We start from the raw sequence: 21,508 nt of genomic DNA on the forward strand, positions 1-21,508 counted from the left end.
ACACCGCCGGGGCGGCCCGTCCGGAACGCACGCGCGTAGACAACAGCTGTCGTGGCTAGTGCTCGTACGCCCGTCCGCGTGGTAGACACACGAGGTATCTGCCCGCCGACTGGGAGTTTCCGTATGACGACACGACGTCAAGTGCTGGCAAGATCGGGCGCGTTGGGAGCAGGCATCGCCTTCTCGGGCGCCCTCTCGGAGTTGTTCACGGGCACCGCCGCCGCCCAGGGCACCGGAGGCCGTTCCGGCTACGGGCCGCTCGTGCCCGACCCGAAGGGCGTGCTCGATCTGCCCAAGGGCTTCAAGTACAAGATCCTTTCCCGCACCGGCGACGATCTGCCGTCCGGTGAAGGCAAGGTCCCGAGCAACTGCGACGGAATGGCCGCCTTCGGCTCGCGGCGCGGCGGCCACACGTGGCTCGTGCGCAACCACGAGAACCGCCAGGACGCCGAGCAGGCCGTCCCCACCGTCGACGGCCTCACCTACGACCCCGACGCCAAGGGCGGCTGCACGTCCCTCGAACTCGACGGCAGGAACAAGGTCCTCGACGAGCGGGTGGCCATCGCGGGCACCTCGACGAACTGCGCGGGCGGCCCCAGCCCTTGGGACACCTGGCTGACCTGCGAGGAGACCGAGTTCAAGGCGGGCGAGGAGGGCTACTCCAAGGACCACGGCTTCATCTTCGAGGTCGGCTTCTCCCGCGAGCGGCCCACCTCCACCGAGCCGCTGACCGCGATGGGCCGCTTCCAGCACGAGGCCATCGCCTTCGACCCGCGCAACGGCGTGGTGTACGAGACCGAAGACGCCTTCCTCTTCCCGTTCGGTCTCTTCTACCGCTTCCTGCCCGAGAAGCCGCTCGGCGGCCACGGATCGCTGCACGCGGGTGGAAAGCTCCAGGCCATGCGGGTGCCGGACGTGCCGGACCTGTCGGTCGTGCAGGAGCCGGGCAAGACCTTCGACGGCATCGAGTGGGTCGACGTGCCCGACCCGCTGGCGAAGGAGACCCCGACCCGCCTCCAGGACTACGGCAAGGGGGGCATCACACACGCGCAGAAGCTCGAAGGCTGCTACTGGGGCGGCAAGTCCGTCTACTTCGTCTCCAGTTTCGCCAAGAAGGGCGAGGGTTCGAAGGCCGACCACTTCGGCCAGGTCTGGCGCTACGACCCCAAGCGCAAGCAGCTCACGCTCGTCGTGGTCTTCGGCCCGGACACCGACGTCCAGCTTCCCGGCGAGGAGCCGGACAACATCTGCCTCGCGCCGAGCGGAGGCCTGATGGTCAGCGAGGACGGCGAGGGCGCGCAGCACGTCTTCGGCCTGACCAAGCACGGCTCGGTCTACCCGATGGCCAAGAACCGGCAGAACACCGGATCCGAGGACGAGCCCGCATGGGGCGAGTTCGCGGGTGTGACCTTCTCGCCGGACAGCAGCACGATGTACGTCAACTGCTACGAGCCCGGCACGACGTTCGCCGTGACTGGTCCCTGGAAGCACTGACCCGTCGTCGCACCACGCCTCGCAGGAAGGGCCCGGTGTCCCCGTAGGGACGCCGGGCCCTTCCTGGCTCTCAGCGGTGGCCGGTCACAGCAGGACGGTCACCGCAGGGCAGGTCACAGCAGCCGGTCCAGGGTGATCGGCAGCGACCGGATGCGCGTTCCCGTGGCGTGGTGGACGGCGTTCGCGACGGCCGCGGCGATGCCGACCAGCCCGATCTCCCCGATCCCCTTGGTGCCGAGGGGAGTCGCAGGGTCGGGCGCTCCCACGAAGACGACGTCGACCTGAGGAACGTCCGCGTTCACGGGGACGAGGTAGTCCCCGAACGTGGCGTTGGCGATGCGTCCGGTGTCGTCGTCCGTGATGGTCTCCTCGAACAGTGCCTGCCCGATGCCGCCGACGGTCCCGCCGATGATCTGGCTGCGGGCCGTCTTCTCGTTGAGGATCCGGCCGCCGTCGATCGCCGAGACCACGCGCGGCACCCGGATGATGCCGAGTTCGGCGTCGACACGCACCTCGACGAACTTGGCGCCGAACGCCCCCGCCGGAGCCATGCCCAGCACGGAGGGATCCGCCGGAGTGCTGGCACCGTCCGCCGACAGCTCCTGATGGCCGTGCCGCTCGAGGATGTCGGCGTAGGACTCCCCCTCTCCGGGCCGGTCCCGCCGGTGGATGCGGCCGCCCCTCACGGTGACGTCCTCGAGCGTGCACCCGCGCAGCGGTGAATCGGCGTCGTCCCGCACCAGGTCGAGGACCCGCTGCAGCACTCCGCGGCACGCGTCCTGCACGGCAGGCGCCAGGGCACCGGTGAGTCCCGACCCGCCGGCCTGCGGGGCCTGCGGCATGTCGGAGTCCCCGAGGTCGAAGCGGACCCTGCCCACCGGGATGCCCAGGGCGTCGGCGGACACCTGTGTCATCACCGTGTACGTGCCGGTCCCGATGTCCGTCGCGGCGCTGCGCACCAGCGCGCTGCCGTCCCGGTTGACGGTCGCCCGCGCATTGCAGGGCTGCGCGTACCAGGGGTAGCTGACGCCGGCCATGCCGTACCCGACGAGCCAGTCGCCGTCGCGCATGGAACGCGGCTCGGGCGTACGCCGTGACCAGTCGAACAGCTCGGCCCCGGCCTCGTAGCACTCCCGGAGCGCCTTGCTCGACCAGCGCATCCCGTTCCCCGGATGGGTCTCGGCGTAGTTGCGCAGCCGGAGTTCGATCGGGTCCATCTCCAGGGCGTGGGCGAGTTCGTCGAGCGCCGATTCGATGGCGAAGTTCCCCTGCGCCTCCGCGGGCGCGCGCATGGACGTGGGGTCGGGGATGTTCAGACGTGCCTGGCTGTCCCGGGTGATCACGTTGGGGCAGGCGTAGGAGAGGGCCGACAGCGCGGCGACCGGCTCGAAGTCCTCGTCCTCCATGGCCACGGTGGAGGTGGAACGGTGGTCGAGGGCGACCAGTTCGCCGTCCCGGCTGCTGCCGATCGACAGATGCTGAACCCCGCGGGGACGGTGCCCGATCGAGGTGAACATCTGAGGCCGGGTCAGCACCAGCTTCACCGGCCGCCCGAGCATCCGCGCCGCGAGCACCGCCAGCACGACGTGCGGCCACGCCCGCAGCCCGGCCCCGAACGCGCCGCCGACGTACGGTGCCAGCACTCTCACGGCGCTCTCGGGCAGGTCGAAGGTCCTCGCGAGGGTGGAGCGCACCATCGTCGGCCACTGCGTGGCGTCGTGAACGGTCAGGCCGTTCCGCTCCCAGACGGCCACCGTCGCGAAGCAGCCCAGTGGGTTGTTGGTGTTGTCCGCCGTCGTGTAGGTGCCCGACAGCTTCACCTCCGCCGCCTCGAGCGCGGCCCCGGTGGCGCCGCGGTCGGTGTCGAGCCCCCACGGGTTCTGCAGCCGTTCGGCACGCGGATCGTCGAGCCTGAGAACGGCGTCGGTCACCTCGTAGACGACGCGCACCATCCGCGCGGCGGCGGTGGCCTGTTCGTGCGTTTCGGCGACCACGACGGCGACGTGCTGACCGTGGTGGAGAATCCGGTCGTCCTGGAGCGGTGCCGGGGGCGTCGCGCCGAGCGCGGTCATCGGCCCGCCTGGCAGCCGGGGCGCGTTGCGGTGGGTGATGACGGCCAGGACGCCTTGCGACGCCTCCGCCGCGCCCGTGTCGAGCGTGCGGATGCGCCCGGCGGCGACGGTGCTCTGGACGAGGACGGCGTGCACCATCCCCGGTACCTGGACGTCGCTCGGGTAGGCCGCGGCACCCTCCACCTTGCGGGCACCGTCGACGCGGTCGATTCCCGGCCCGACGACGGGTTCGGCTTCCGCGGCGGTCACGAGGTCACCCCCGACACGGTCCGCAGGGTCCGCACCAGGGTGCGCTGGGCGAGCTCGACCTTGAAGGCCGTGCCGGAGACCGTCCAGGCTCCCTGTACGGCAGCGGCCGCGGCTTCACGGAACGTCTCCTCGCCCGCAGGCGAACCGGTGAGCACCTGCTCGGCCTCAAGCGACCGCCACGGCTTCGAACCGACACCGCCGAGCCCGACACGTGCCTGGTTGATCGTGCCGTCCTGCACGACGAGCGCGACCCCGGCAGACGCGAGGGCGAACTCGTAGGAGGCGCGGTCGCGGACCTTGAGGTAGCCGGAGACCGCCGTGGGCGGCAGGAACGGGATGGTGATCGCGGTGATCAACTCACCGTGCACGAGCACGTTCTCGACGTCGGGGCTGCTGCCGGCCTCCCGGTAGAACTGTGTGAGAGGCACGCTGCGGCCGCCGGACGTCCCCTTCAGATGCACCACGGCGTCGAGGGCGACCAGGGCGACGGCGAGATCGGACGCGTGCACCGCGATGCACCGCTCGCTGACGCCCAGGATCGCGTGCATCCTCGCGGTGTTGTTCACGGCCGCGCACCCGGTGCCGGGCTCGCGCTTGTTGCAGTCGGGCACGCTCGGGTCGCGGAAGTAGCGGCACCGCGCCCGCTGCAGGAGGTTGCCGCCGATCGTCGCCATGTTGCGCAGCTGGGTCGATGCTCCGAGGAGCAGCGCCTGGCGGACGATGCGCAGCTCGTCGGTCACCGTCGGGTCGGCTGCCAGCTCTTCCATCGTGGTGAGGGCGCCGATGTGCAGGCCGTCCCCGTCGCGGGTCACGCCGCGGAGCGGGAGCCGGGTGATGTCGACCAGCCGCTCGGGGCCGAGCACCCCGTCCTTCATCAGATCGAGCTGGGTCGTACCCCCGGCCAGGTAGGACGCGGAGGGGTCCCCGGCCAGGAGGTTCACGGCCTCGTCGACGTCTGCCGCGCGCGCGTACTCAAAGGGAAGCATCGGCACCCCCGGTCGATGCGACGTCGCGCACGGCGGCGACGATGTTGACGTAGGCGCCGCAGCGGCAGAGGTTGCCGCTCATGAACTCCTGGATGTCCTCGTCGGAACCGGCTCGTCCCTCCTCCAGCAGGGCCGCCGCCGACATGATCTGACCGGGCGTGCAGTAGCCGCACTGGAAGGCGTCGTGACGTACGAAGGACTCCTTGAGCGGGTGCGATCCCCCGTCGGGTGCGGTCAGGCCCTCGATGGTGGTGACCTCCCGCTCGTCGCACTGGGCGGCGAGCGTCAGGCACGACAGGACGCGGCGGCCCTCCACGTGCACGGTGCACGCCCCGCAAGTTCCCTGGTCGCAGCCCTTCTTCGTCCCCGTCAGACCGAGCCGGTCCCGGAGCGCGTCGAGCAGGGTCACCCGCACGTCGAGGTGCAGTTTGTGCCGCCGGCCGTTGACGTGCAGCTCCACCGGGGCATCGGGCACGGAGCGTGCCTCGCGTCGCTGACTCAGTGCTTTGGCCATCGCCTCTCCTCAGATATGCGGGAACGCGGGAGACCGGCACTCGCCGGCGAGCATGGCGAGGGGCTGGTCGCTCCCCTCGCGCACGGTCGGTACGAGCGGCTACTCGCTAACGGAGAACCGGATGTCATCAAACCGGCATTCAGCATAATTCGGGTTGATCACACAGAGAGGTGTACGCCCGCCCGGCGCGGCTCCGGCTCCGCTCCCCCGGTACGCCCGGGATCCGGACGGCTTTCACCCGGGCTCTGCCGTGACGAGCAGCGGGGCCGGGCGGCCGACTCCGTCCCCTCCCGCACGAGTTGACCGTTTCCGTCGGCTGGCAGACTGACCGCGTGAACGACGCACAGGAGTACGCGCTGCCGCTGGTCGTCCGGGTGGAGCGGGCCGCGCCCCCGGAGCGCACCGACGCGATGGAGACGGCGGCCCGCGCGGTGCTCACCCTCCTCTCCGACGAACGGTCGGCGAAGGACGGCGAGTGGGCCGAGCGCGTGCGGCTGTGGGAGGACAGCGCGATCCGCAAGGTGGTTCGGCGGGCGCGAGGCGCGGAGTGGCGGCGCGCGGAAGCTCTGCCCGGCGTGACCGTTACGGGGCGGACGGCGGCGGTCAGGGTCTATCCGCCCGTGCCCGTCGACGACTGGCCGGGGGAACTGGCGCGGTTGCAGGTCTCCGGCACCGAACTCACCGACCCCGAGCCGCCCCCGGCCCCGCCTCACGGAGTACCGGTGCTGTGGCTGGCCCCGGATCTGGAGATGTCGGCGGGCAAGGCCATGGCACAGGCCGGGCACAGCGCGCAGTTGGCCTGGTGGCAGCTGTCCGGCGTGGCACGCGAGGAGTGGCGCGAGGCGGACTTCGCCCTCGCCGTGCGTACGGCCGGCGGGCCGGGGCAGTGGGCCGGTCTGGTCCGCAGCGGGCTCCCGGTCGTACGGGATGCGGGCTTCACCGAGGTCGCGCCGGGTTCCGTGACGGTGGTCGCGGACCATCCGGCTCTGCGAACCTGACTGATCCGGGTCGCGGCCGCCATCCGTAGCGGTCGCTTCCGGTCGCACGAACCTCAATTCCTCCTCTGAAAGCGGGCCGGGGTGGATTCGCCCGCCCGTTCCGTGGCAGGAGCGAGGAAGACGCAGGGGGAGGCTCACATGGGGACGGCGCGGACACGGACGGCGGGCACCGCGGTGCGGCTGGGCACCGGCATCGGCTGGCGGCCCGAGATCGCGGACGGGATCGAGGCTCTGCCGGGCATCGACTGGGTCGAGGTGGTGGCGGAGAACATCTGCCCGGACCATCTGCCGGACGCCCTGGAGCGGCTGCGGGAGCGCGGCACGACTGTCGTCCCGCACGGCGTCTCCCTCGGGCTCGGCGGAGCCGAACCGCCCGACCCGGCGCGGCTGTCGGCGCTCGCCGAGTGCGCCGAGGCGCTCGGGGCGCCGCTCGTCACCGAGCACATCGCATTCGTACGGGCTGGAGGCGCGCCGACCGGGCTCCCTCGGATGGAGGCGGGCCATCTGCTGCCGGTGCCGCGCACCCGGGACGCCCTCGACGTGCTGTGCGAGAACGTGCGGATCGCGCAGGACGCGCTGCCCGTGCCGCTCGCGCTGGAGAACATCGCGGCGCTCGTCGAGTGGCCCGGCGAGGAGCTGACGGAGGGCGCCTTCCTGGCCGAGCTCGTGGAGCGCACCGGTGTGCGCCTGCTGATCGACGTCGCCAATCTGCACACCAATCACGTCAACCGCGGCGAGGAACCTTCGGTCGCGCTGGACGAACTCCCCCTGGACGCACTGGCCTACGTGCATGTGGCGGGCGGCTTCGAGCGGGACGGGGTCTGGCACGACAGCCACGGGCATCCCGTGCCGCAGTCCGTGCTGGACGTTCTCGCCCAGCTGTGCGCACGTACGGAGCCACCGGGCGTGCTGCTGGAGCGGGACGAGAACTTCCCGCCCGTGAGCGAACTCGCGGGCGAGCTCGACAGCATCCGCGGCATGGTCGAACAGGGCGTGCGCGCAAGGGAGTTGAGCACCCATGGCGACTGAGGACACTGCCGGAACGGCCGGCGCACGGGAACGCCTCGCACAGGCCCAGGCCGGGCTGCTTGCCGCGCTCGTCGCGGGCGCGCCTGCACCCGAGGGCTTCGACCACGAGCGGCTGGCCGTGCAGAGTCGCGCGCTCATCGGAAAGCGCGCCGGCGTCGTCGAGAAGGTGGCACCGGAACTGCCGGAGATCATGGGCGAGTCGGCCTTCCGCACGGCCTTCGCCTCGTACGCGCGGGCGAGGCCCATGACCGGGGGCTACCGGCGCGACGCGCTGCACTTCGCGGCGCACGTACTGGACGAGGGCCTCGCCGGCGACCGCCGCGCACGCAGGAAGCTGCGGTCGTGGTGGCTGGAGCGTTCGGGCCCGGAGCCCCTGCCCGAGGGGACGCTGGCCCGCACGCTGCATCTGATGCGCGCCCGCTGACGAGAGCCGGGCCCGGCCCGCCCCGCGGCCGTTGCGGTCAGTCACGGTGATCGCCGGATAACGACCACTGATCGTCCCCGAACTCCCTTGCGTACGGGCGGATTTCGTACGGCCGCCCCCGCGGTCGCCGCTTCGGGCGCATCCCCGCCGACACGTACCGCCGGTTCTTTACTTCGCCAACTCCCGCACCCAGCATGCCCGTTGTCACACACCGCTCATGGGGGCTCACACACAGCACGCGGCGAACGCATGTCTCCGGCGCCCCGCCACAGCACCAACAGGAACGAGGCACCACCGTGCGCTCAGCCGCGATCCACGCCACGCTCGGTGCCCTGGCCCTCACGGCCGCCGCCGTCCTCCCGGGCGACATCACCCCCGGCGGCCTGCCCCTTCCGCTCCGCGACGCGCGTGAGGCGGTCGGTGCGGCGAAGGCGGCCGAAGCGGCGGAGGCCGCCGGCATCGGCTGGTCCAGGTGCCCCGCGGCCGAGGAGCTTCCGGCGTCCACCGAGTGCGGCAGCGTCACCATCCCCGTGGACTACGCCGATCCGGACGGGGAGAAGTTCCGGCTGGCCGTCAGCCGCAAACGTGCGACCGGTCCGGCGGCCCTGAGACGCGGCCCCTTGCTGCACAACCCCGGCGGGCCGGGCGCCGACGGCATGGACTTCCCGCTCCACGCCACGGTCCCGGGCGGCGTGTGGAAGAAGCTCAACCGCTCCTACGACCTGGTCGGTTACGCGCCGCGCGGCGTCGGACGCTCCGGCCCGCTGCTGTGCGCGGACCCGGACGAGGCGGACAGCGGCGCGTCGCGCTCGCCCCGTGTGCCGTCCGAGGCGTTCAAGAGGCAGATGCGACGGCAGGCCGCCGCGTTCGCCAGGGCATGCGCTCGCGAACACGGTGCGCGGCTCGACCACTTCACCACCGCCGACAACGCCCGCGACCTGGATGTCCTGCGCGCCGCCCTGCACCGGGAGAGGACCGACTTCATCGGCACCTCGTACGGCAGCTACCTCGGCGCCGTGTACGCCACGCTCTTCCCGGAGCGCGTGGGCCGCCTCGTCCTCGACAGCGTCGTCGATCCGCGCCCGGATAGGGTCTGGTACCGCAACGGCCTCGAACAGAACAAGGCGTTCCAGCGCCGCTGGGGGGACTTCATGTCCTGGGTCGCCGAGCACGACTCCGCCTACGGACTCGGCCGCACGGCGCACACGGTCCAGCGGAACTTCGACCGGGCACGCGACGCCCTCGACCACGGGAGCGTGGGCGGCTGGGCGGGCGACGGCGTCGGCTCACGGCAGCTGCTGCGCGGCTACCTCGACGCCGGTTACAGCGACGAGAGCTGGCCGCGCCTGGCCCGCGCCCTCGCGGACTTCCGCGAGGGCGACCCGCGTGCGCTGGCCGAACTGGCCGCTCCCGGCCGGCGCGCCTCGGCGCAGCGGATGAACAGCGACTCCGTCTACCGCGCCGTCCAGTGTTCCGAGGGGCACTGGCCGCGGGACTGGTCGCGCTGGGACCGCGACAACACCGCGCTCGCGCGGGAGGCGCCGTTCCAGACCTGGGAGAACCTGCGGGCGAACCTTCCGTGCGCCTACTGGCAGGGCAGGTCCGTCCGGCCCGTCGATGTGGGCGCCACGCCCGGCGAGTTGCCGCCGGTGCTGCTGCTCGCGTCGACCCGTGACGCCGCGACCCCATACGAGGGCGCCGTGGAGACCTGGAAGCGGCTGCCCGGCTCCTCCCTCGTCACCGAACGGGGCTCGGGCACGCACGGCGTCGCCGGCGGCAGCGCATGCGCCGACCGGCATCTCGCGGCCTATCTGCTGGACGGCAGGACGCCGGGGCGCGCGGCCGAATGCCCCGCGCCTCCCGGACCGCGCCCCTGACCCCTGCCGGTGACGACCCGGGATTCCGACGAAGTCCGCTAGCAGGGTGCAGCCGCATCGTGCGGCGGTTGGTCCGCCGTCCGGCGGGGCCTCAACCGGCCGCGGACGAAGGTGATCAGCGAGGGGCCTCCGCGGAAGCACCACAGGGCGATGACGGGATCGCAGATGGCGCAGCCCAGGGAGGAGTCGTGCTGGAAGGGCAGGATCGGGTTGCCCTTGAGGTGGTGGGCCAGGTCCCACGCCGTGTGTATCAGCCAGCCGATGCCGATGAAGGTCCAGGATTCCAGGCCCCGGTAGGCGACGTAGGTCATGACGGCGACGACCGGGAGCTCCCAGGCGCCGAAGCCGCCTCCGCTCAGATAGGCCGCGCCGGCTCCCCCCACCATGATCGCGTTGAAGCGGCGTCGGTGCGGTTCCCTGATGAGGCACATCAGCAGGCAGTAGACGACACCGACCAGGATCGGCCACACGTAGTTCATGACGGGATGACCTCTTCCAACTCGGGCCGCACCGTCCCGACGGGGGCGCCGGCCCGGTGCCGCTGCCCACCTCGCGGGGCGTGCGGCACCTCGCCGGGCGCGGTGACATCGAGTCGGTCGGAGCCGTCGAGCAGAACAACCTGGATGTGCATGAAGGTCCTTCGGATGTCGATCTCTGTCGGACGCTCCGAAGTCAACGCGCTGCCGCCACATTCGCCCAGTGGCACGAGTGACACCTTTCAACGGGATAACGCCACCGCGACTGTCAGGTCTGAGACGTGGAGTGGCATGGCTCAGGGCGGACGCCCGGCCTGAGGCGTGAAACCGTCGAAGAGGTACGTTCCTGCCATGCACACCGTCGCCGTCATCGCGCTGGATCAGGTGATCCCGTTCGACCTGTCAACCCCGGTCGAGGTCTTCACGCGGACCCGTCTGCCCGATGGGCGACCTGGCTACCAGATCCGTGTGTGCGCCGAGGACGAGGAGATCGACGCCGGCACCTTCACTCTTCGTGCCCCCTGGGGTCTGGAGGGCCTCCAGGACGCGGACACGATCATCGTGCCGGGTGTCGCTGATCCCGCGGCCCCGCTCTCTCCCCCGGTACGCGACGCGTTGCGGTCGGCCGCCGCCGACGGCACGCGGATCGCGTCGATCTGCACGGGCACCTTTCCGCTTGCCGCCACCGGCCTCCTCGACGGGCTGCGGGCAACCACTCACTGGCTTGCGGCCGGACTGCTGGCCGCAAGCCATCCGGACATCGACGTCGACCCGGACGTCCTCTACGTCGACAGCGGTCAGTTCCTCACCTCAGCCGGCGCAGCCGCAGGCATGGACTTGTGCCTGCACATGATCCGCCGGGACTACGGCTCGGCCGTCGCCGCCGATGCCGCCCGGCTGTCGGTGATGCCTCTCGAACGAGAGGGCGGACAGGCGCAGTTCATCGTCCACGACCACGCTCCGACCCCGCAGGGGTCCGACCTCGAAACTCTGCTCACATGGCTGCGCAGCAACCTGGGCCGCGACCTCACCCTCGCTGACATCGCGGCGCAGTCCGGGACAAGTACCCGGACCCTGATCCGCCGCTTCCGCGAACAGACGGGCACCACCCCGCTCCAGTGGCTCCATCGAGCCCGCATCCGCCAGGCCCAGCACCTGCTCGAGACCACGGAGCATTCCGTCGAACGCATCGGCACCCAGGTCGGATTCGGCTCGGCGACCACTTTCCGTGACCGCTTCAAACGCACGACCGGCGTCAGCCCGAAGACCTACCGGCGCACGTTCAGCTGAGACGTGGTCACCGAACCGGATGCAGCTTCGAGGCCGGAAAAACGGCAACGGGCGGCTGCCTTGTGACACCCGACCGGAGCCACGCGCGCCTGCACGACCTGCCGGACCGACCAGCCCTGGACCGGCCCTAGACCAGCCCGGCCACCAGCTCCGCCACGGGCTTGCGCCGCCCCGTGTAGAACGGCACCTCTTCCCGTACGTGCATCCGCGCCTCCGAGCCCCGCAGGTGGCGCATCAGATCGACGATGCGGTGCAGCTCGTCGGCCTCGAAGGCGAGGATCCACTCGTAGTCGCCGAGGGAGAAGGCGGGCACCGTGTTGGCCCGTACGTCCGGGAACCCGCGGGCCATCTTCCCGTGGTCGGCGAGCATGCGGCGGCGGTCCTCGTCCGGAAGCAGATACCAGTCGTAGGAACGCACGAAGGGGTACACGCTGACGTAGGCCCGCGGTTCCTCACCGGCGACGAAGGCGGGCAGGTGCGACTTGTTGAACTCGGCGGGGCGGTGCAGCGCCATGTTCGACCAGACCGGTTCCAGGGCCCGCCCCAAGCGGGTGCGGCGGAAGCGGTTGTAGGCGTCCTGCAGGGCGTCGGAGGATTCCGCGTGCCACCAGATCATCAGGTCGGCGTCGGCGCGCAGCCCCGAGACGTCGTAGGTGCCGCGCACCACCACGTCCTTCGCGGCGAGCTGCCCGAACAGCTCCTCCACCTCGTCCGCGTATCCCGCGCGGTCCTCGGGCAGGACGTCGCGCAGCCGGAAGACCGACCACAGGGCGTATCGGACGACCTCGTTGAGGTCCTTGGCCTTCTTGCCCGCGTTGGGCGTCTTCTCGGGGCTCCCAGGCTCCGGTGCAGCTGTCATGCGCCTATTCTCGCGCGCTGCCGGCCGTCGCCGGCGCCTGGGTCTCCCTGGCCGCACGCTCACCGCTCGCAATGCACGCGGGGATGCCCACCCCGTCGTACGCGGCCCCGCACAGCGCCAGGCCCGGCACCTTCTCCACGGCCTGACGGATGCGGGCGACGCGCGCCCTGTGGCCGACCGGGTACTGCGGCAGGCCGCCGCTCCAGCGGGTTACCACGCGGTCCACCGGGGAGGCGGACAGACCCGTCGCGGCAGCCAGATCGCGCAGGGACAGCTCAACGAGCTCGGAGTCCTCGCGCTCGAGGACCGCCTCCTCGCCGTACCGCCCGACGGAGGTCCGCAGCACGAACAGTTCCGGGTCCTGTGCGGCGACCCACCCCCACTTGTTGCTGGAGAAGGTGGACGCCTTGATGGTGCGGCCGTCGACCGGGGGCACGAGGAAGCCGCTGCCGCCCGGCACGTGATCGAGGTCCGCGCGCCGGAAGGCCATGGTGACCAGCGCCATCGACGCGTACTCCACGGCGCGCAGCTCCCTCGCCGCAGCCGGCGCCTGATCCGCGAGCAACCGCGCGGCCTGCGGGGCGGGCACGGCCACGACGAGCGCGTCGGCCTCCAGCGCCTCGCCGCCGTCGGTGACCACCGTCCAGCGTGCGGGGGCCGCGCGCCCGTGCGGTGACGACTCGTCAGCGGAGACGTGCCCGCGCACGGTCCGTACGGGAGTGCCCGTGCGGATCACCGCGCCCGCGGCACGGCAGGCGTCCGCCACCGCTCCCGGCAGGCGCCCGATCCCTCCCTCGATGCCCATGAAGACGGGCGAGGCGGCGGCCGGGGCGGGCGCCCGTTCCTGGAGGCCGCGCACCCCGGCGAGCAGCGACGTCCCGGCGCGTGCGGCCTCGTAGAGCTGCGGCACCGCCGCGCGCATGGAGATGCGGTACGCGTCGCCCGCGTACACGCCGCCCAGCAGCGGCTCGACGAGGCGGTCCACGACCTCGGGTCCGAGGCGCTTCGCCACGTACTCGCCGATGGCGACGTCCTCGCCGATGTCGGTGGGCGGGAGCGAGGCGTCCTCGCCGATACGGGTGATTCCCTCCTCCGAGAGCAGACCCCGCAGAGCCTCGGGATCGCCGGGCACACCCATCACATGGCCCTTGGGCATCGGGCACATCTCGCCGCGCGACCAGATGGCGGCGCTCGCGGACGTCGGCGGCCCGAGCGCGTCGGCCAGGCCGGCCTCCCGCGCGAGATCCACGCCTTCGGGGCGGCGCGCCAGCATCGATTCCGCGCCCAGATCGACGGCGGCGGAGCCGGCGATGTCGCCCGGAAGCAGCTTCCCTCCGAGGCGCGCGGACGCCTCCAGCACGGTCACCGACGCCCCGCTCGAGGAGAGCCGCAGGGCCGCCGCGAGCCCCGAGATGCCCCCGCCGATCACGATCACATGCATGTGTCCATCGTCCCAGGACGGGTACCGCCCGGCGTATCCAGGGCGACGGCGGGAATCCCGGGGACGAGGGAGCCCCGCCCACGACGGAAGGACTCGGGACATGGCCGCTGCCCGCCGCATGGTCGTCGTCGGAGGTGACGCGGCAGGGATGACGGCCGCGTCGCAGGCCCGCAGGCTCCAGGGGCCGGACGAACTGAAGATCATCGCCTTCGAACGGGGCGACTACTCCTCCTACTCCGCGTGCGGCATTCCGTACTGGGTCGCCGGCGACGTCGGGCAACGGGACGATCTGATCGCCCGTACGCCCGAGCAGCACCGCGAACGCGACATCGACGTGCGGATGCGCACCGAGGTCACCGCGATCGACCCGGACCGCGGGCGGGTGCGCGCACGTGAACTGCCGCGGGACGCGCCCCCGGGGCCGGAGTTCTGGACGGAATTCGACGACCTCGTCCTCGCCACCGGCGCCCGGCCCGTGCTCCCCCCACTGCCCGGCATCGACGCCGAGGGCGTGCACGGCGTGCAGTCCCTGGAGGACGGACAGGCCCTGCTGGAACGCCTGGACGCGCTGCAGGGCCCGGACCGGAAAGGGTCAGGGAACGGCGGGGACCGCCTGAGGGCAGTGGTGGTCGGCGCCGGTTACATCGGTGTGGAGATGGCCGAGGCCCTCGTCAGGCGGGACTTCGAGGTGACGGTTCTGGAGGGAGCCCCGCAGCCGATGACGACCCTCGACCCCGACATGGGCGAGCTGGTGCGCGACGCGATGTGCGACATGGGCATGGAGGTGGTGACGGGAACACCGGCCACCGCCGTCGAAACGGACGACTCCGGCCGGGCATGCGCCGTCACCACCGGGGAGACCTCCTACCCGGCCGACGTCGTGGTGCTCGGCCTGGGCGTCGCACCGGAGACCTCGCTCGCGCGCGAGGCCGGGCTGCCGCTCGGGGAATCGGGCGGTCTGCTGACGGACCTGGCGATGCGCGTGCGCGGAAGTGAGAACATCTGGTCCGGCGGCGACTGCGTCGAGGTCCTCGATCTGATCTCCGGACGGACGCGGCACGTCGCCCTCGGCACGCACGCCAACAAGCACGGGCAGGTCATCGGCGCCAACATCGCCGGCGGGTACGCGACTTTCCCCGGCGTCGTGGGCACGGCCGTCAGCAAGGTCTGCGACCTGGAGATCGCCCGTACGGGACTGCTGGAGGGGCAGGCCCGCGAGGTGGGACTGCAGTTCGTCACGGTCACGGCGGAGGCGACGAGCCGCGCCGGCTACTTCCCCGGCAGCCGTCCGATGCGGGTGAAGATGCTCGCGGAGCGCGGCACGGGACGGCTGCTGGGCACGCAGATCGTGGGACGTGAGGGCGCGGGCAAGCGCGTGGACATCGCGGCGGTCGCGCTGACCGCAGGAATGACTGTCGGGCAGATGACGTATCTCGACCTGGGCTACGCGCCGCCGTTCTCCCCCGTGTGGGACCCGGTGCTGGTGGCGGCACGGAAGGCGACGGCGGCCGTCTCCGGATGACGGAACGAGGCGGCCAGGACCGAGCGGAAGCAGCGTGGACGCCCCTTCAGCCAGCCGTCTTCTCGTGCACGTACTCCACGAGCCGCGTCAGCGCGTCCGGGTCGGTATCGGGCAGCACTCCATGGCCCAGGTTGAAGATGTGGCCCTCGAGCCCGCGCGCCGCCTCCAGCACGCGCTGCGCCTGAACCTCCACGGCCTGGCGCGGCGCGAACAGGACCGCCGGGTCCAGGTTTCCCTGCACCGCCTTGCCCGGACCGATCCGCCGGGCCGCCTCGTCCAGGGGCACCCGCCAGTCGGCACCGACGACGTCCGCTCCCGCCTCCGCCATGGCCCCGAGCAGTTCGCCCGTGCCGACGCCGAAGTGGATGCGGGGTACGCCGTAGTGCGCCACGGCCTGGAAGACCTTCGCCGAGGCGGGCATGACCGAGTGGCGGTAGTCGGTCTCGGAGAGGGCGCCGGCCCAGGAGTCGAAGAGCTGCACGGCCGAGGCGCCGGCCTCGATCTGCACCTTCAGGAACGTGGCGGTGATTACGGCGAGCCGGTCCAGCAGCGCGGCCCACAGCTCGGGGTCCCCGTACATCAGCGCCTTGGTGCGCTCGTGGTTGCGTGAGGGGCCGCCCTCGACGAGATAGCTGGCCAGCGTGAACGGCGCACCGGCGAAGCCGATGAGAGGGGTGTCGCCGAGTTCGCGGCCGAGCAGCCGCACCGCCTCCGTGACGTAGGCGACGTCGTCCGGCTCGAGGGGCCGCAGCCGCTCCAGATCCGCGCGCGTGCGCACCGGCTGCTCCACGACCGGTCCGACGCCCGGCTTGATGTCGAGGTCCACGCCGATGGCCTTGAGCGGTACGACGATGTCGCTGAAGTAGATGGCGGCGTCGACCCCGTGGCGTCGAACGGGCTGCAGCGTGATCTCCGTGACCAGGTCCGGACGCATGCAGGAGTCGAGCATGCCGATGCCCTGACGCACCTTGCGGTACTCCGGCAGCGAGCGCCCCGCCTGCCGCATGAACCACACCGGGGTGTGCGGCACGGGCTCCCTGCGGCACGCCCTGAGGAATGCGGAGTCGTGCGGGTCGGTCGGCTTGCCCGGCTGGGGTTCTTCGGCACTCACGCACGGCAGTCTCCCACGCCCAGGAGGGGCTCCTCACCGGCGAGGTGGCGCAGTGGCTTGCGGGCTCTCGCCCGTCCCGGCCCGGCGGGCGGAGCACCCTCCCACGAGCGCCGTCGCTTGTCGGCCAATCTCGGCGGACGGCCGGCCGCCGCCCGCCCCGTGACTGCCCTGCGAACCCTCCGGGATCTTCAACACCCATCGTTCTTCGGCCACTTGCGAGTGTCCCTACCGGTCTGTGCCCCCGGCTCGCCCTACTCTTGCGCCCCATGGCAGCGGCGCGACCAACGACGACGGAGGGCTCCGGCGGCTCGGGCGGCGGGGGCGACGGCGCCCCCGTGCCCTTCCAGCAGGCGATGGCGGCCCTGAACTCCGCACACACCAGGCCTGAGGTGCAGCTCTCCGCGCTGCCTGCGCCCAAGCGCCTCGCCCCGTTCTCCTGCGCGCTGTCCGCCGCGGTCATGGACCCCGAGGACGAGTCGGCCGAGCTCGCGGACGGCCGCTTCGTCCTGCTCCACGACCCGTCGGGGCAGGAGTCCTGGCAGAGCACGTTCCGCGTCGTCACCCTGGCCCGCACCGAGCTGGAACCCGAGATGGCCGGCGATCCGCTGCTGCCCGAGGTCACGTGGTCGTGGCTCACAGGTGCACTGGAGGCTCAGTCGGCCGCGTACTCGGACTCGAGCGGGACGGTGACCCGGTCCGGCTCCTCCTACTTCGGCGGCCTGGACGAGCGCCCGCCGCAGACGGAACTGGAGATCCGGGCCAGCTGGACGCCCCGCCCCGACGAGGCGGCGGCAGCCGACGCCCTGCCCGACATGGCCGTCCATCTGATCGCCTGGTCGGAGCTTCTGTGTCAGTGCGCGGGGCTGCCGCCCGACCCCGGCGACGGAAGCTCCGTCGTCTCCCTGCCGAAGCGGCGGGGCCCTCAGCCCCTCTGAAGATCACCGGCTCCCCTGCGCCCGCGGCCGGTTCCGCCGCGCCGCTCCCCGGCGCGCGAGACCGCGCGGGGCGAGGTCGAGCGGCTGTCCGATTCAGGAAATATCGGTCATCAATTGGTGATCACTTCCTAAAGCAGGGTCCCCGACCTGCCGAAGGAGTCTATGACCCTTCCACACGGAACTCCCCGGCCAGCCCCGCGCGGTCACCGGAATCGTTCCGTCCGCAGCCAGCCCTCGGAGGCCCGGTGTCTGTTCTTCTTGAGCACCCCACAAGCCTGGTCGCCTACCGCCCGAACAAACCGACGGCCATGGTCGTCGTGGCCGACCCCCGCGTCCGTTCCACCGTGACCCGACATCTCTGGGCTCTCGGGGTACGGGACGTGATCGAGGCGTCGTCGATCGCGGAGGCACGTCCCCGAGTCGGCAATCCACGCGACATCTGCGTGGCCGACGTCCACCTCCCGGACGGTTCGGGCCTCAGCCTGCTGTCCGAGACCCGAGCCGCGGGCTGGCCGAACGGCCTGGCCCTCTCGGCAGCCGACGACATCGGCGCCGTACGCAACGCCCTGGCGGGCGGCGTCAAGGGCTACGTCGTCACCGGCACCCGCAACAACCTCGGCGCCATGCCCACCCGGCACGGTGCGGCCCCGATCGGTGCCGCGGCCGCGCGGATGCACCGCCGGCCCGGCGGCGGCCCCGGCGGCCCGGGGCACCCCGGCGGACAGCGCGAGCTGTCCGGACGCGAGGTCGAGGTGCTGCGGCTGGTTGCGGAGGGCCAGTCCAACAAGGCCATCGGCGTCTCCATGGGCCTCTCGGCTCTGACGGTGAAGTCCCATCTGGCCCGCATCGCCCGCAAGTTGGGCACCGGGGACCGTGCGGGCATGGTCGCCGTGGCGCTCCGTACCGGCATCATCCACTGATCACCCGCTCCTTCACGGAGCTTCCCCTCCCCCACACCTCGAGGCGCCCGCCGGCGGCACTGTCCGCAGGCGGGCGCCTCGTGTGTGCGCTGCGGAAGCCTCCGCACGGTGGCCGCCGGCGGAACCTGACGAAGATTCCGGTGCCACGGGCAACGATCTGCCCGGACATTCGGACAACCACGGGCCTTCCGCAGATACCCTTGACCGGTGACCGACGCCCGAGACACCGCATCAGCAAACCCCGCTAAGACCACGACCGAGGGCCAAGACCCTGGTCAGGCGCCGGTCCCCCTGCTCGAGCCCCGCGAGGGCGTTCCACCCGTGACTGCCGACGAGGCGGGACTGGCCGAGATCGTCTCCGCGTTCGCCTCGGGCACCGGCCCCGTCGCCGTGGACGCCGAGCGGGCTTCCGGTTATCGCTACGGGCAGCGGGCCTATCTCGTGCAGCTGCGACGCGAAGGTGCGGGAAGCGCGCTGGTCGACCCGGTGGGCTGCCCGGACCTGTCGGCCCTGGGCTCCGTCCTGGCCGACTCGGAGTGGGTGCTGCACGCCGCCACCCAGGACCTGCCGTGCCTGCGTGAGATAGGCATGGTGCCCCGGAGGCTGTTCGACACCGAGCTCGCGGGACGCCTCGCCGGGTACGCACGGGTCGGGCTGGGCGCGATGGTGGAGAACCTGCTCGGATACTCGCTGGAGAAGGGCCACTCCGCCGTCGACTGGTCGACGCGTCCGCTCCCGGAGCCCTGGCTCCACTACGCGGCGCTGGACGTCGAGTTGCTGATCGACCTGCGGGACGCCCTGGAGGAGGAGCTGGAACAGCAGGGCAAGCTGGCCTGGGCGCGGGAGGAGTTCGAGACCATCGCCTCCGCACCCCCGGCCCCGCCCCGCAAGGACCCGTGGAGGCGCACCTCCGGCATGCACAAGGTGCGGCGGCGGCGCCAGATGGCCGTCGTACGGGAGCTGTGGAACGCCCGCGACAAGATCGCGCAGAAGCGGGACGTCTCGCCGGGCAAGGTCCTCTCCGACTCGGCGATCGTCGAGGCGGCGCTGGCGCTGCCCTCGGACGCGCGGGCCCTTTCCGCCCTGCCGGGCTTCGGGCACCGCATGGGCCGCAAGCAGCTCGAGCAGTGGCAGGCGGCGGTCGACAGGGCGAAGGCGCTGCCCGACTCGGCTCTTCCGCAGCAGAGCCAGACGCCCAACGGTCCGCCGCCGCCGCGTTCCTGGGCCGACAAGGACCCGGCGGCCGCCGCCCGGCTCGCGGCGGCGCGTGCGGCAGTGACGGCACGCGCGGAGGAGCTGGGCATGCCGCAGGAGAACCTGCTGACGCCCGACTCGGTCAGGCGGCTGTGCTGGCAGCCGCCCAGTGCGAGCACGATGCCCGAGGTCGTCTCGGCACTGCGGGCGCTCGGGGCCCGCGAGTGGCAGATCGAGCAGACGGCGTCGCTGCTGACCGAGGCGCTGGCCGAGCCGGCCCCGGCCGAGTAGCGCGCCATGGCCGACATCGGCGGAGCGGTGCCCGCCCCGGTCCGGGCCCATGAGTGAGCTCCTTCCGTATCTCGTGGTCGCCGCCGCCCTCGCGGCGGTCATCGGCTTCTTCGCATGGCTGGCGGCCGTCGTGCGCCGCCGGGGCATCGCGGGGGCAGCGGTGCGGGGCGCTCTGGCCGCGCACGACGAGGCCTTCCATGTGACCGCGCACGACTCCGCGTACGAGATCCAGGCACAGGCGGAACGCAAGGTGCCGGTGCTTTCGCCGGGTGGCAGGGACGGTGGCGCGGGGCGGCGGCCGGTCGTACCGCGACCGCGCACACGGCGGCGGAGGTTGCGCTTCCGGAAGCGCCGGCCGGGCCGCCGCTGACCGGCCGTCCGCCCGCGTTGCGAGTGTGGTCCAGGGGCCGTGGGACACGCCTGTGGCGCGGCCGCGGTGTGACGTGTACCCCTCCCTGGGAACGGCCCTTGCTCCTCAGTTACCCACGGGTAGCATGACCCGTGGGAAGCGCGCCGCACGGCGTAACTGCACCGCACTGGAGGAGAGCCAAAGTGCCTCGTACCGCTAGGGACGTCGTCTTCGTCGACGGCGTCCGCACACCGTTCGGCAAGGCGGGCCCCAAGGGCATCTATCACGAGACCAGGGCAGATGACCTGGTCGTCAAGTGCATCCGCGAACTGCTGCGCCGTAACCCGGACCTGCCGCCCGAGCGCATCGACGAGGTGGCCATCGCCGCCACCACGCAGATCGGCGACCAGGGCCTGACCCTGGGCCGCACGGCGGGGATCCTCGCCGGACTCCCCAACACCGTCCCCGGCTACTCCATCGACCGCATGTGTGCGGGTGCGATGACGGCGGTGACGAGCACCGCCGGTTCCGTCTCCTTCGGCGCCTACGACGTCGTCGTGGCGGGCGGTGTCGAGCACATGGGGCGTCACCCGATGGGCGAGGGCGTCGACCCCAACCCGCGCTTCGTATCGGAGAAACTGGTCGACCAGTCCGCCCTGTTCATGGGCATGACGGCGGAGAACCTGCACGACCGCTTCCCCCACCTGACCAAGCAGCGCGCCGACGAGTACGCGGTGCGCAGCCAGGAGAAGGCCGCCAAGGCCTACGCGAACGGCAAGATCCAGCAGGACCTCGTGCCGATCTCGGTCCGCCGCACCAACGAGGAGGGCGGGGAGACCGGCTGGGGCCTGGCCACGCAGGACGAGCCGATGCGTCCGGGCACCACGCTGGAGAGCCTCGCAGGGCTGAAGACCCCCTTCCGCGCGCACGGCCGCGTCACCCCGGGCAACGCCGCCGGTCTCAACGACGGTGCGACCGCCTCGCTCATCGCCGCCGAGGACTTCGCGCAGGAGATGGACCTGCCGGTCAGGATGCGGCTCGTCAGCTACGCGTTCGCCGGTGTCGAGCCGGAGGTCATGGGCGTCGGGCCCGTGCCCTCCACGCAGAAGGCGCTCGCGAAGGCCGGGCTGTCGATCGACGACATCGGCCTCTTCGAGGTCAACGAGGCCTTCGCCGTGCAGGTGCTGGCGCTGCTGGACCACTACGGCATCGCCGACGACGACCCGCGGGTCAACCAGTACGGCGGAGCCATCGCCTACGGGCACCCGCTGGCGTCCTCCGGCGTCCGCCTGATGACGCAGCTGGCGCGGCAGTTCGAGGAGCAGCCGCACGTGCGCTACGGGCTGACGACGATGTGTGTCGGATTCGGCATGGGTGGAACCGTCATCTGGGAGAACCCGCACCACAAGGGGGCAGGCAAGTGAGCGAGCGCAGCGAGCGAACAATGAAGAGGGGCAGCACGTGCGCATGCACGACC

General features: G+C 71.8%; 18 protein-coding genes and 1 pseudogene. 11 read left to right on the forward strand and 8 right to left on the reverse strand.

Annotation, left to right across the window (positions count from 1 at the left end):
* The first annotated feature begins 123 nt into the window (after positions 1–123).
* Complete coding sequence (locus tag G4Z16_RS05830; RefSeq protein ID WP_197349528.1) at positions 124–1,494, forward strand: alkaline phosphatase PhoX; 1,371 nt, start codon at positions 124–126, stop codon at positions 1,492–1,494.
* A gap of 113 nt (positions 1,495–1,607) precedes the next feature.
* Here G4Z16_RS05830 and G4Z16_RS05835 read toward each other — a convergent pair whose 3' ends face one another.
* The 3 genes from G4Z16_RS05835 to G4Z16_RS05845 are packed head-to-tail and all read right to left on the reverse strand — an operon-like array spanning position 1,608 to position 5,315.
* Positions 1,608–3,815, reverse strand: a complete 2,208-nt coding sequence (locus tag G4Z16_RS05835) for a xanthine dehydrogenase family protein molybdopterin-binding subunit (RefSeq protein WP_197349530.1) — start codon at positions 3,813–3,815, stop codon at positions 1,608–1,610.
* A complete protein-coding gene (locus G4Z16_RS05840) occupies positions 3,812–4,801 on the reverse strand; it encodes an FAD binding domain-containing protein (protein ID WP_197349532.1) in 990 nt (329 codons plus the stop codon). The genes G4Z16_RS05835 and G4Z16_RS05840 overlap by 4 nt, the downstream gene beginning before the upstream one ends.
* Positions 4,788–5,315, reverse strand: coding sequence for a (2Fe-2S)-binding protein (locus G4Z16_RS05845; protein WP_197349534.1), 528 nt, complete (start codon positions 5,313–5,315; stop codon positions 4,788–4,790). Before G4Z16_RS05845 ends, G4Z16_RS05840 begins: the two co-directional genes overlap by 14 nt.
* Positions 5,316–5,647: 332 nt before the next feature.
* Here G4Z16_RS05845 and G4Z16_RS05850 point away from each other — a divergent pair, with 332 nt between their 5' ends.
* The 3 genes and pseudogenes from G4Z16_RS05850 (at position 5,648) to G4Z16_RS05860 (ending at position 9,643) form a co-directional block, all read left to right on the forward strand.
* Positions 5,648–6,313, forward strand: a complete 666-nt coding sequence (locus G4Z16_RS05850; protein WP_343070695.1) for a peptidyl-tRNA hydrolase — start codon at positions 5,648–5,650, stop codon at positions 6,311–6,313.
* 138 nt (positions 6,314–6,451) lie between these two features.
* Positions 6,452–7,766, forward strand: a pseudogene (locus tag G4Z16_RS05855) (MbnB/TglH/ChrH family RiPP precursor modification enzyme).
* Positions 7,767–8,062: 296 nt separating this feature from the next.
* Entirely contained in the window at positions 8,063–9,643 is a 1,581-nt protein-coding gene (locus G4Z16_RS05860) for an alpha/beta hydrolase (RefSeq protein ID WP_197349535.1), read from the forward strand.
* 38 nt (positions 9,644–9,681) lie between these two features.
* On the opposite strand, the gene G4Z16_RS05865 is transcribed toward G4Z16_RS05860, so the two are convergent.
* Both G4Z16_RS05865 and G4Z16_RS05870 read right to left on the reverse strand, forming a co-directional pair.
* A complete protein-coding gene (locus G4Z16_RS05865) occupies positions 9,682–10,122 on the reverse strand; it encodes a DUF6010 family protein (RefSeq protein ID WP_197349537.1) in 441 nt (146 codons plus the stop codon).
* Entirely contained in the window at positions 10,119–10,274 is a 156-nt protein-coding gene (locus G4Z16_RS05870) for a hypothetical protein (protein WP_197349538.1), read from the reverse strand. Before G4Z16_RS05870 ends, G4Z16_RS05865 begins: the two co-directional genes overlap by 4 nt.
* A 196-nt stretch (positions 10,275–10,470) precedes the next feature.
* Between G4Z16_RS05870 and G4Z16_RS05875 the strand changes: the two genes are divergently transcribed.
* Positions 10,471–11,409, forward strand: a complete 939-nt coding sequence (locus G4Z16_RS05875) for a GlxA family transcriptional regulator (RefSeq protein WP_197349539.1) — start codon at positions 10,471–10,473, stop codon at positions 11,407–11,409.
* A gap of 127 nt (positions 11,410–11,536) precedes the next feature.
* Here the strand turns inward: G4Z16_RS05875 and hemQ are convergent, their stop codons facing one another.
* Both hemQ and hemG read right to left on the reverse strand, forming a co-directional pair.
* Positions 11,537–12,268 carry a hydrogen peroxide-dependent heme synthase gene (gene hemQ / locus G4Z16_RS05880; protein WP_197349540.1) on the reverse strand — a complete coding sequence of 244 codons (732 nt, stop codon included), beginning with the start codon at positions 12,266–12,268 and terminating at the stop codon, positions 11,537–11,539.
* Positions 12,269–12,272: 4 nt separating this feature from the next.
* Positions 12,273–13,709 (reverse strand): protoporphyrinogen oxidase, encoded by a 1,437-nt coding sequence (hemG, locus tag G4Z16_RS05885; RefSeq protein ID WP_197349541.1) that lies wholly within the window; start codon positions 13,707–13,709, stop codon positions 12,273–12,275.
* A 100-nt stretch (positions 13,710–13,809) separates the two neighbouring features.
* On the opposite strand from hemG, the gene G4Z16_RS05890 reads away from it, so the two are divergent.
* Positions 13,810–15,231, forward strand: coding sequence for an FAD-dependent oxidoreductase (locus G4Z16_RS05890; RefSeq protein ID WP_197349542.1), 1,422 nt, complete (start codon positions 13,810–13,812; stop codon positions 15,229–15,231).
* Positions 15,232–15,277: 46 nt separating this feature from the next.
* On the opposite strand, the gene hemE is transcribed toward G4Z16_RS05890, so the two are convergent.
* The gene (gene hemE / locus G4Z16_RS05895; protein WP_197349543.1) at positions 15,278–16,342 is read right to left on the reverse strand and encodes a uroporphyrinogen decarboxylase; all 1,065 of its coding nucleotides are present in this window, start codon (positions 16,340–16,342) and stop codon (positions 15,278–15,280) included.
* 266 nt (positions 16,343–16,608) lie between these two features.
* Here hemE and G4Z16_RS05900 point away from each other — a divergent pair, with 266 nt between their 5' ends.
* From G4Z16_RS05900 to G4Z16_RS05920, 5 genes are all read left to right on the forward strand, one after another.
* Complete coding sequence (locus tag G4Z16_RS05900; RefSeq protein WP_197349544.1) at positions 16,609–17,277, forward strand: DUF3000 domain-containing protein; 669 nt, start codon at positions 16,609–16,611, stop codon at positions 17,275–17,277.
* Positions 17,278–17,522: 245 nt separating this feature from the next.
* Positions 17,523–18,197: a response regulator transcription factor gene (locus G4Z16_RS05905; protein WP_028433019.1), complete on the forward strand. Its 675-nt coding sequence runs from the start codon at positions 17,523–17,525 to the stop codon at positions 18,195–18,197.
* Between the two features lie 207 nt (positions 18,198–18,404).
* Positions 18,405–19,682 carry a ribonuclease D gene (locus tag G4Z16_RS05910; protein ID WP_197349546.1) on the forward strand — a complete coding sequence of 426 codons (1,278 nt, stop codon included), beginning with the start codon at positions 18,405–18,407 and terminating at the stop codon, positions 19,680–19,682.
* 49 nt (positions 19,683–19,731) lie between these two features.
* On the forward strand, positions 19,732–20,052 hold the full coding sequence (locus G4Z16_RS05915) for a hypothetical protein (protein WP_197349547.1): 321 nt from the start codon (positions 19,732–19,734) through the stop codon (positions 20,050–20,052).
* Positions 20,053–20,234: 182 nt separating this feature from the next.
* Positions 20,235–21,455 (forward strand): thiolase family protein, encoded by a 1,221-nt coding sequence (locus tag G4Z16_RS05920; protein ID WP_028437637.1) that lies wholly within the window; start codon positions 20,235–20,237, stop codon positions 21,453–21,455.
* Positions 21,456–21,508: the final 53 nt, after the last annotated feature.

This window comes from Streptomyces bathyalis, assembly GCF_015910445.1.
GTDB lineage: Bacteria > Actinomycetota > Actinomycetes > Streptomycetales > Streptomycetaceae > Streptomyces > Streptomyces bathyalis.

Coding starts and splice junctions, on each gene's coding strand:
- G4Z16_RS05830 (WP_197349528.1), top strand. CDS start 124: ATGACGACACGACGTCAAGTGCTGGCAAGATCGGGCGCGTTGGGAGCA.
- G4Z16_RS05840 (WP_197349532.1), bottom strand. CDS start 4,801: ATGCTTCCCTTTGAGTACGCGCGCGCGGCAGACGTCGACGAGGCCGTG.
- G4Z16_RS05845 (WP_197349534.1), bottom strand. CDS start 5,315: ATGGCCAAAGCACTGAGTCAGCGACGCGAGGCACGCTCCGTGCCCGAT.
- G4Z16_RS05865 (WP_197349537.1), bottom strand. CDS start 10,122: ATGAACTACGTGTGGCCGATCCTGGTCGGTGTCGTCTACTGCCTGCTG.
- G4Z16_RS05870 (WP_197349538.1), bottom strand. CDS start 10,274: ATGCACATCCAGGTTGTTCTGCTCGACGGCTCCGACCGACTCGATGTC.
- G4Z16_RS05875 (WP_197349539.1), top strand. CDS start 10,471: ATGCACACCGTCGCCGTCATCGCGCTGGATCAGGTGATCCCGTTCGAC.
- hemQ (WP_197349540.1), bottom strand. CDS start 12,268: ATGACAGCTGCACCGGAGCCTGGGAGCCCCGAGAAGACGCCCAACGCG.
- hemG (WP_197349541.1), bottom strand. CDS start 13,709: ATGCATGTGATCGTGATCGGCGGGGGCATCTCGGGGCTCGCGGCGGCC.
- G4Z16_RS05890 (WP_197349542.1), top strand. CDS start 13,810: ATGGCCGCTGCCCGCCGCATGGTCGTCGTCGGAGGTGACGCGGCAGGG.
- G4Z16_RS05900 (WP_197349544.1), top strand. CDS start 16,609: ATGGCAGCGGCGCGACCAACGACGACGGAGGGCTCCGGCGGCTCGGGC.
- G4Z16_RS05915 (WP_197349547.1), top strand. CDS start 19,732: ATGAGTGAGCTCCTTCCGTATCTCGTGGTCGCCGCCGCCCTCGCGGCG.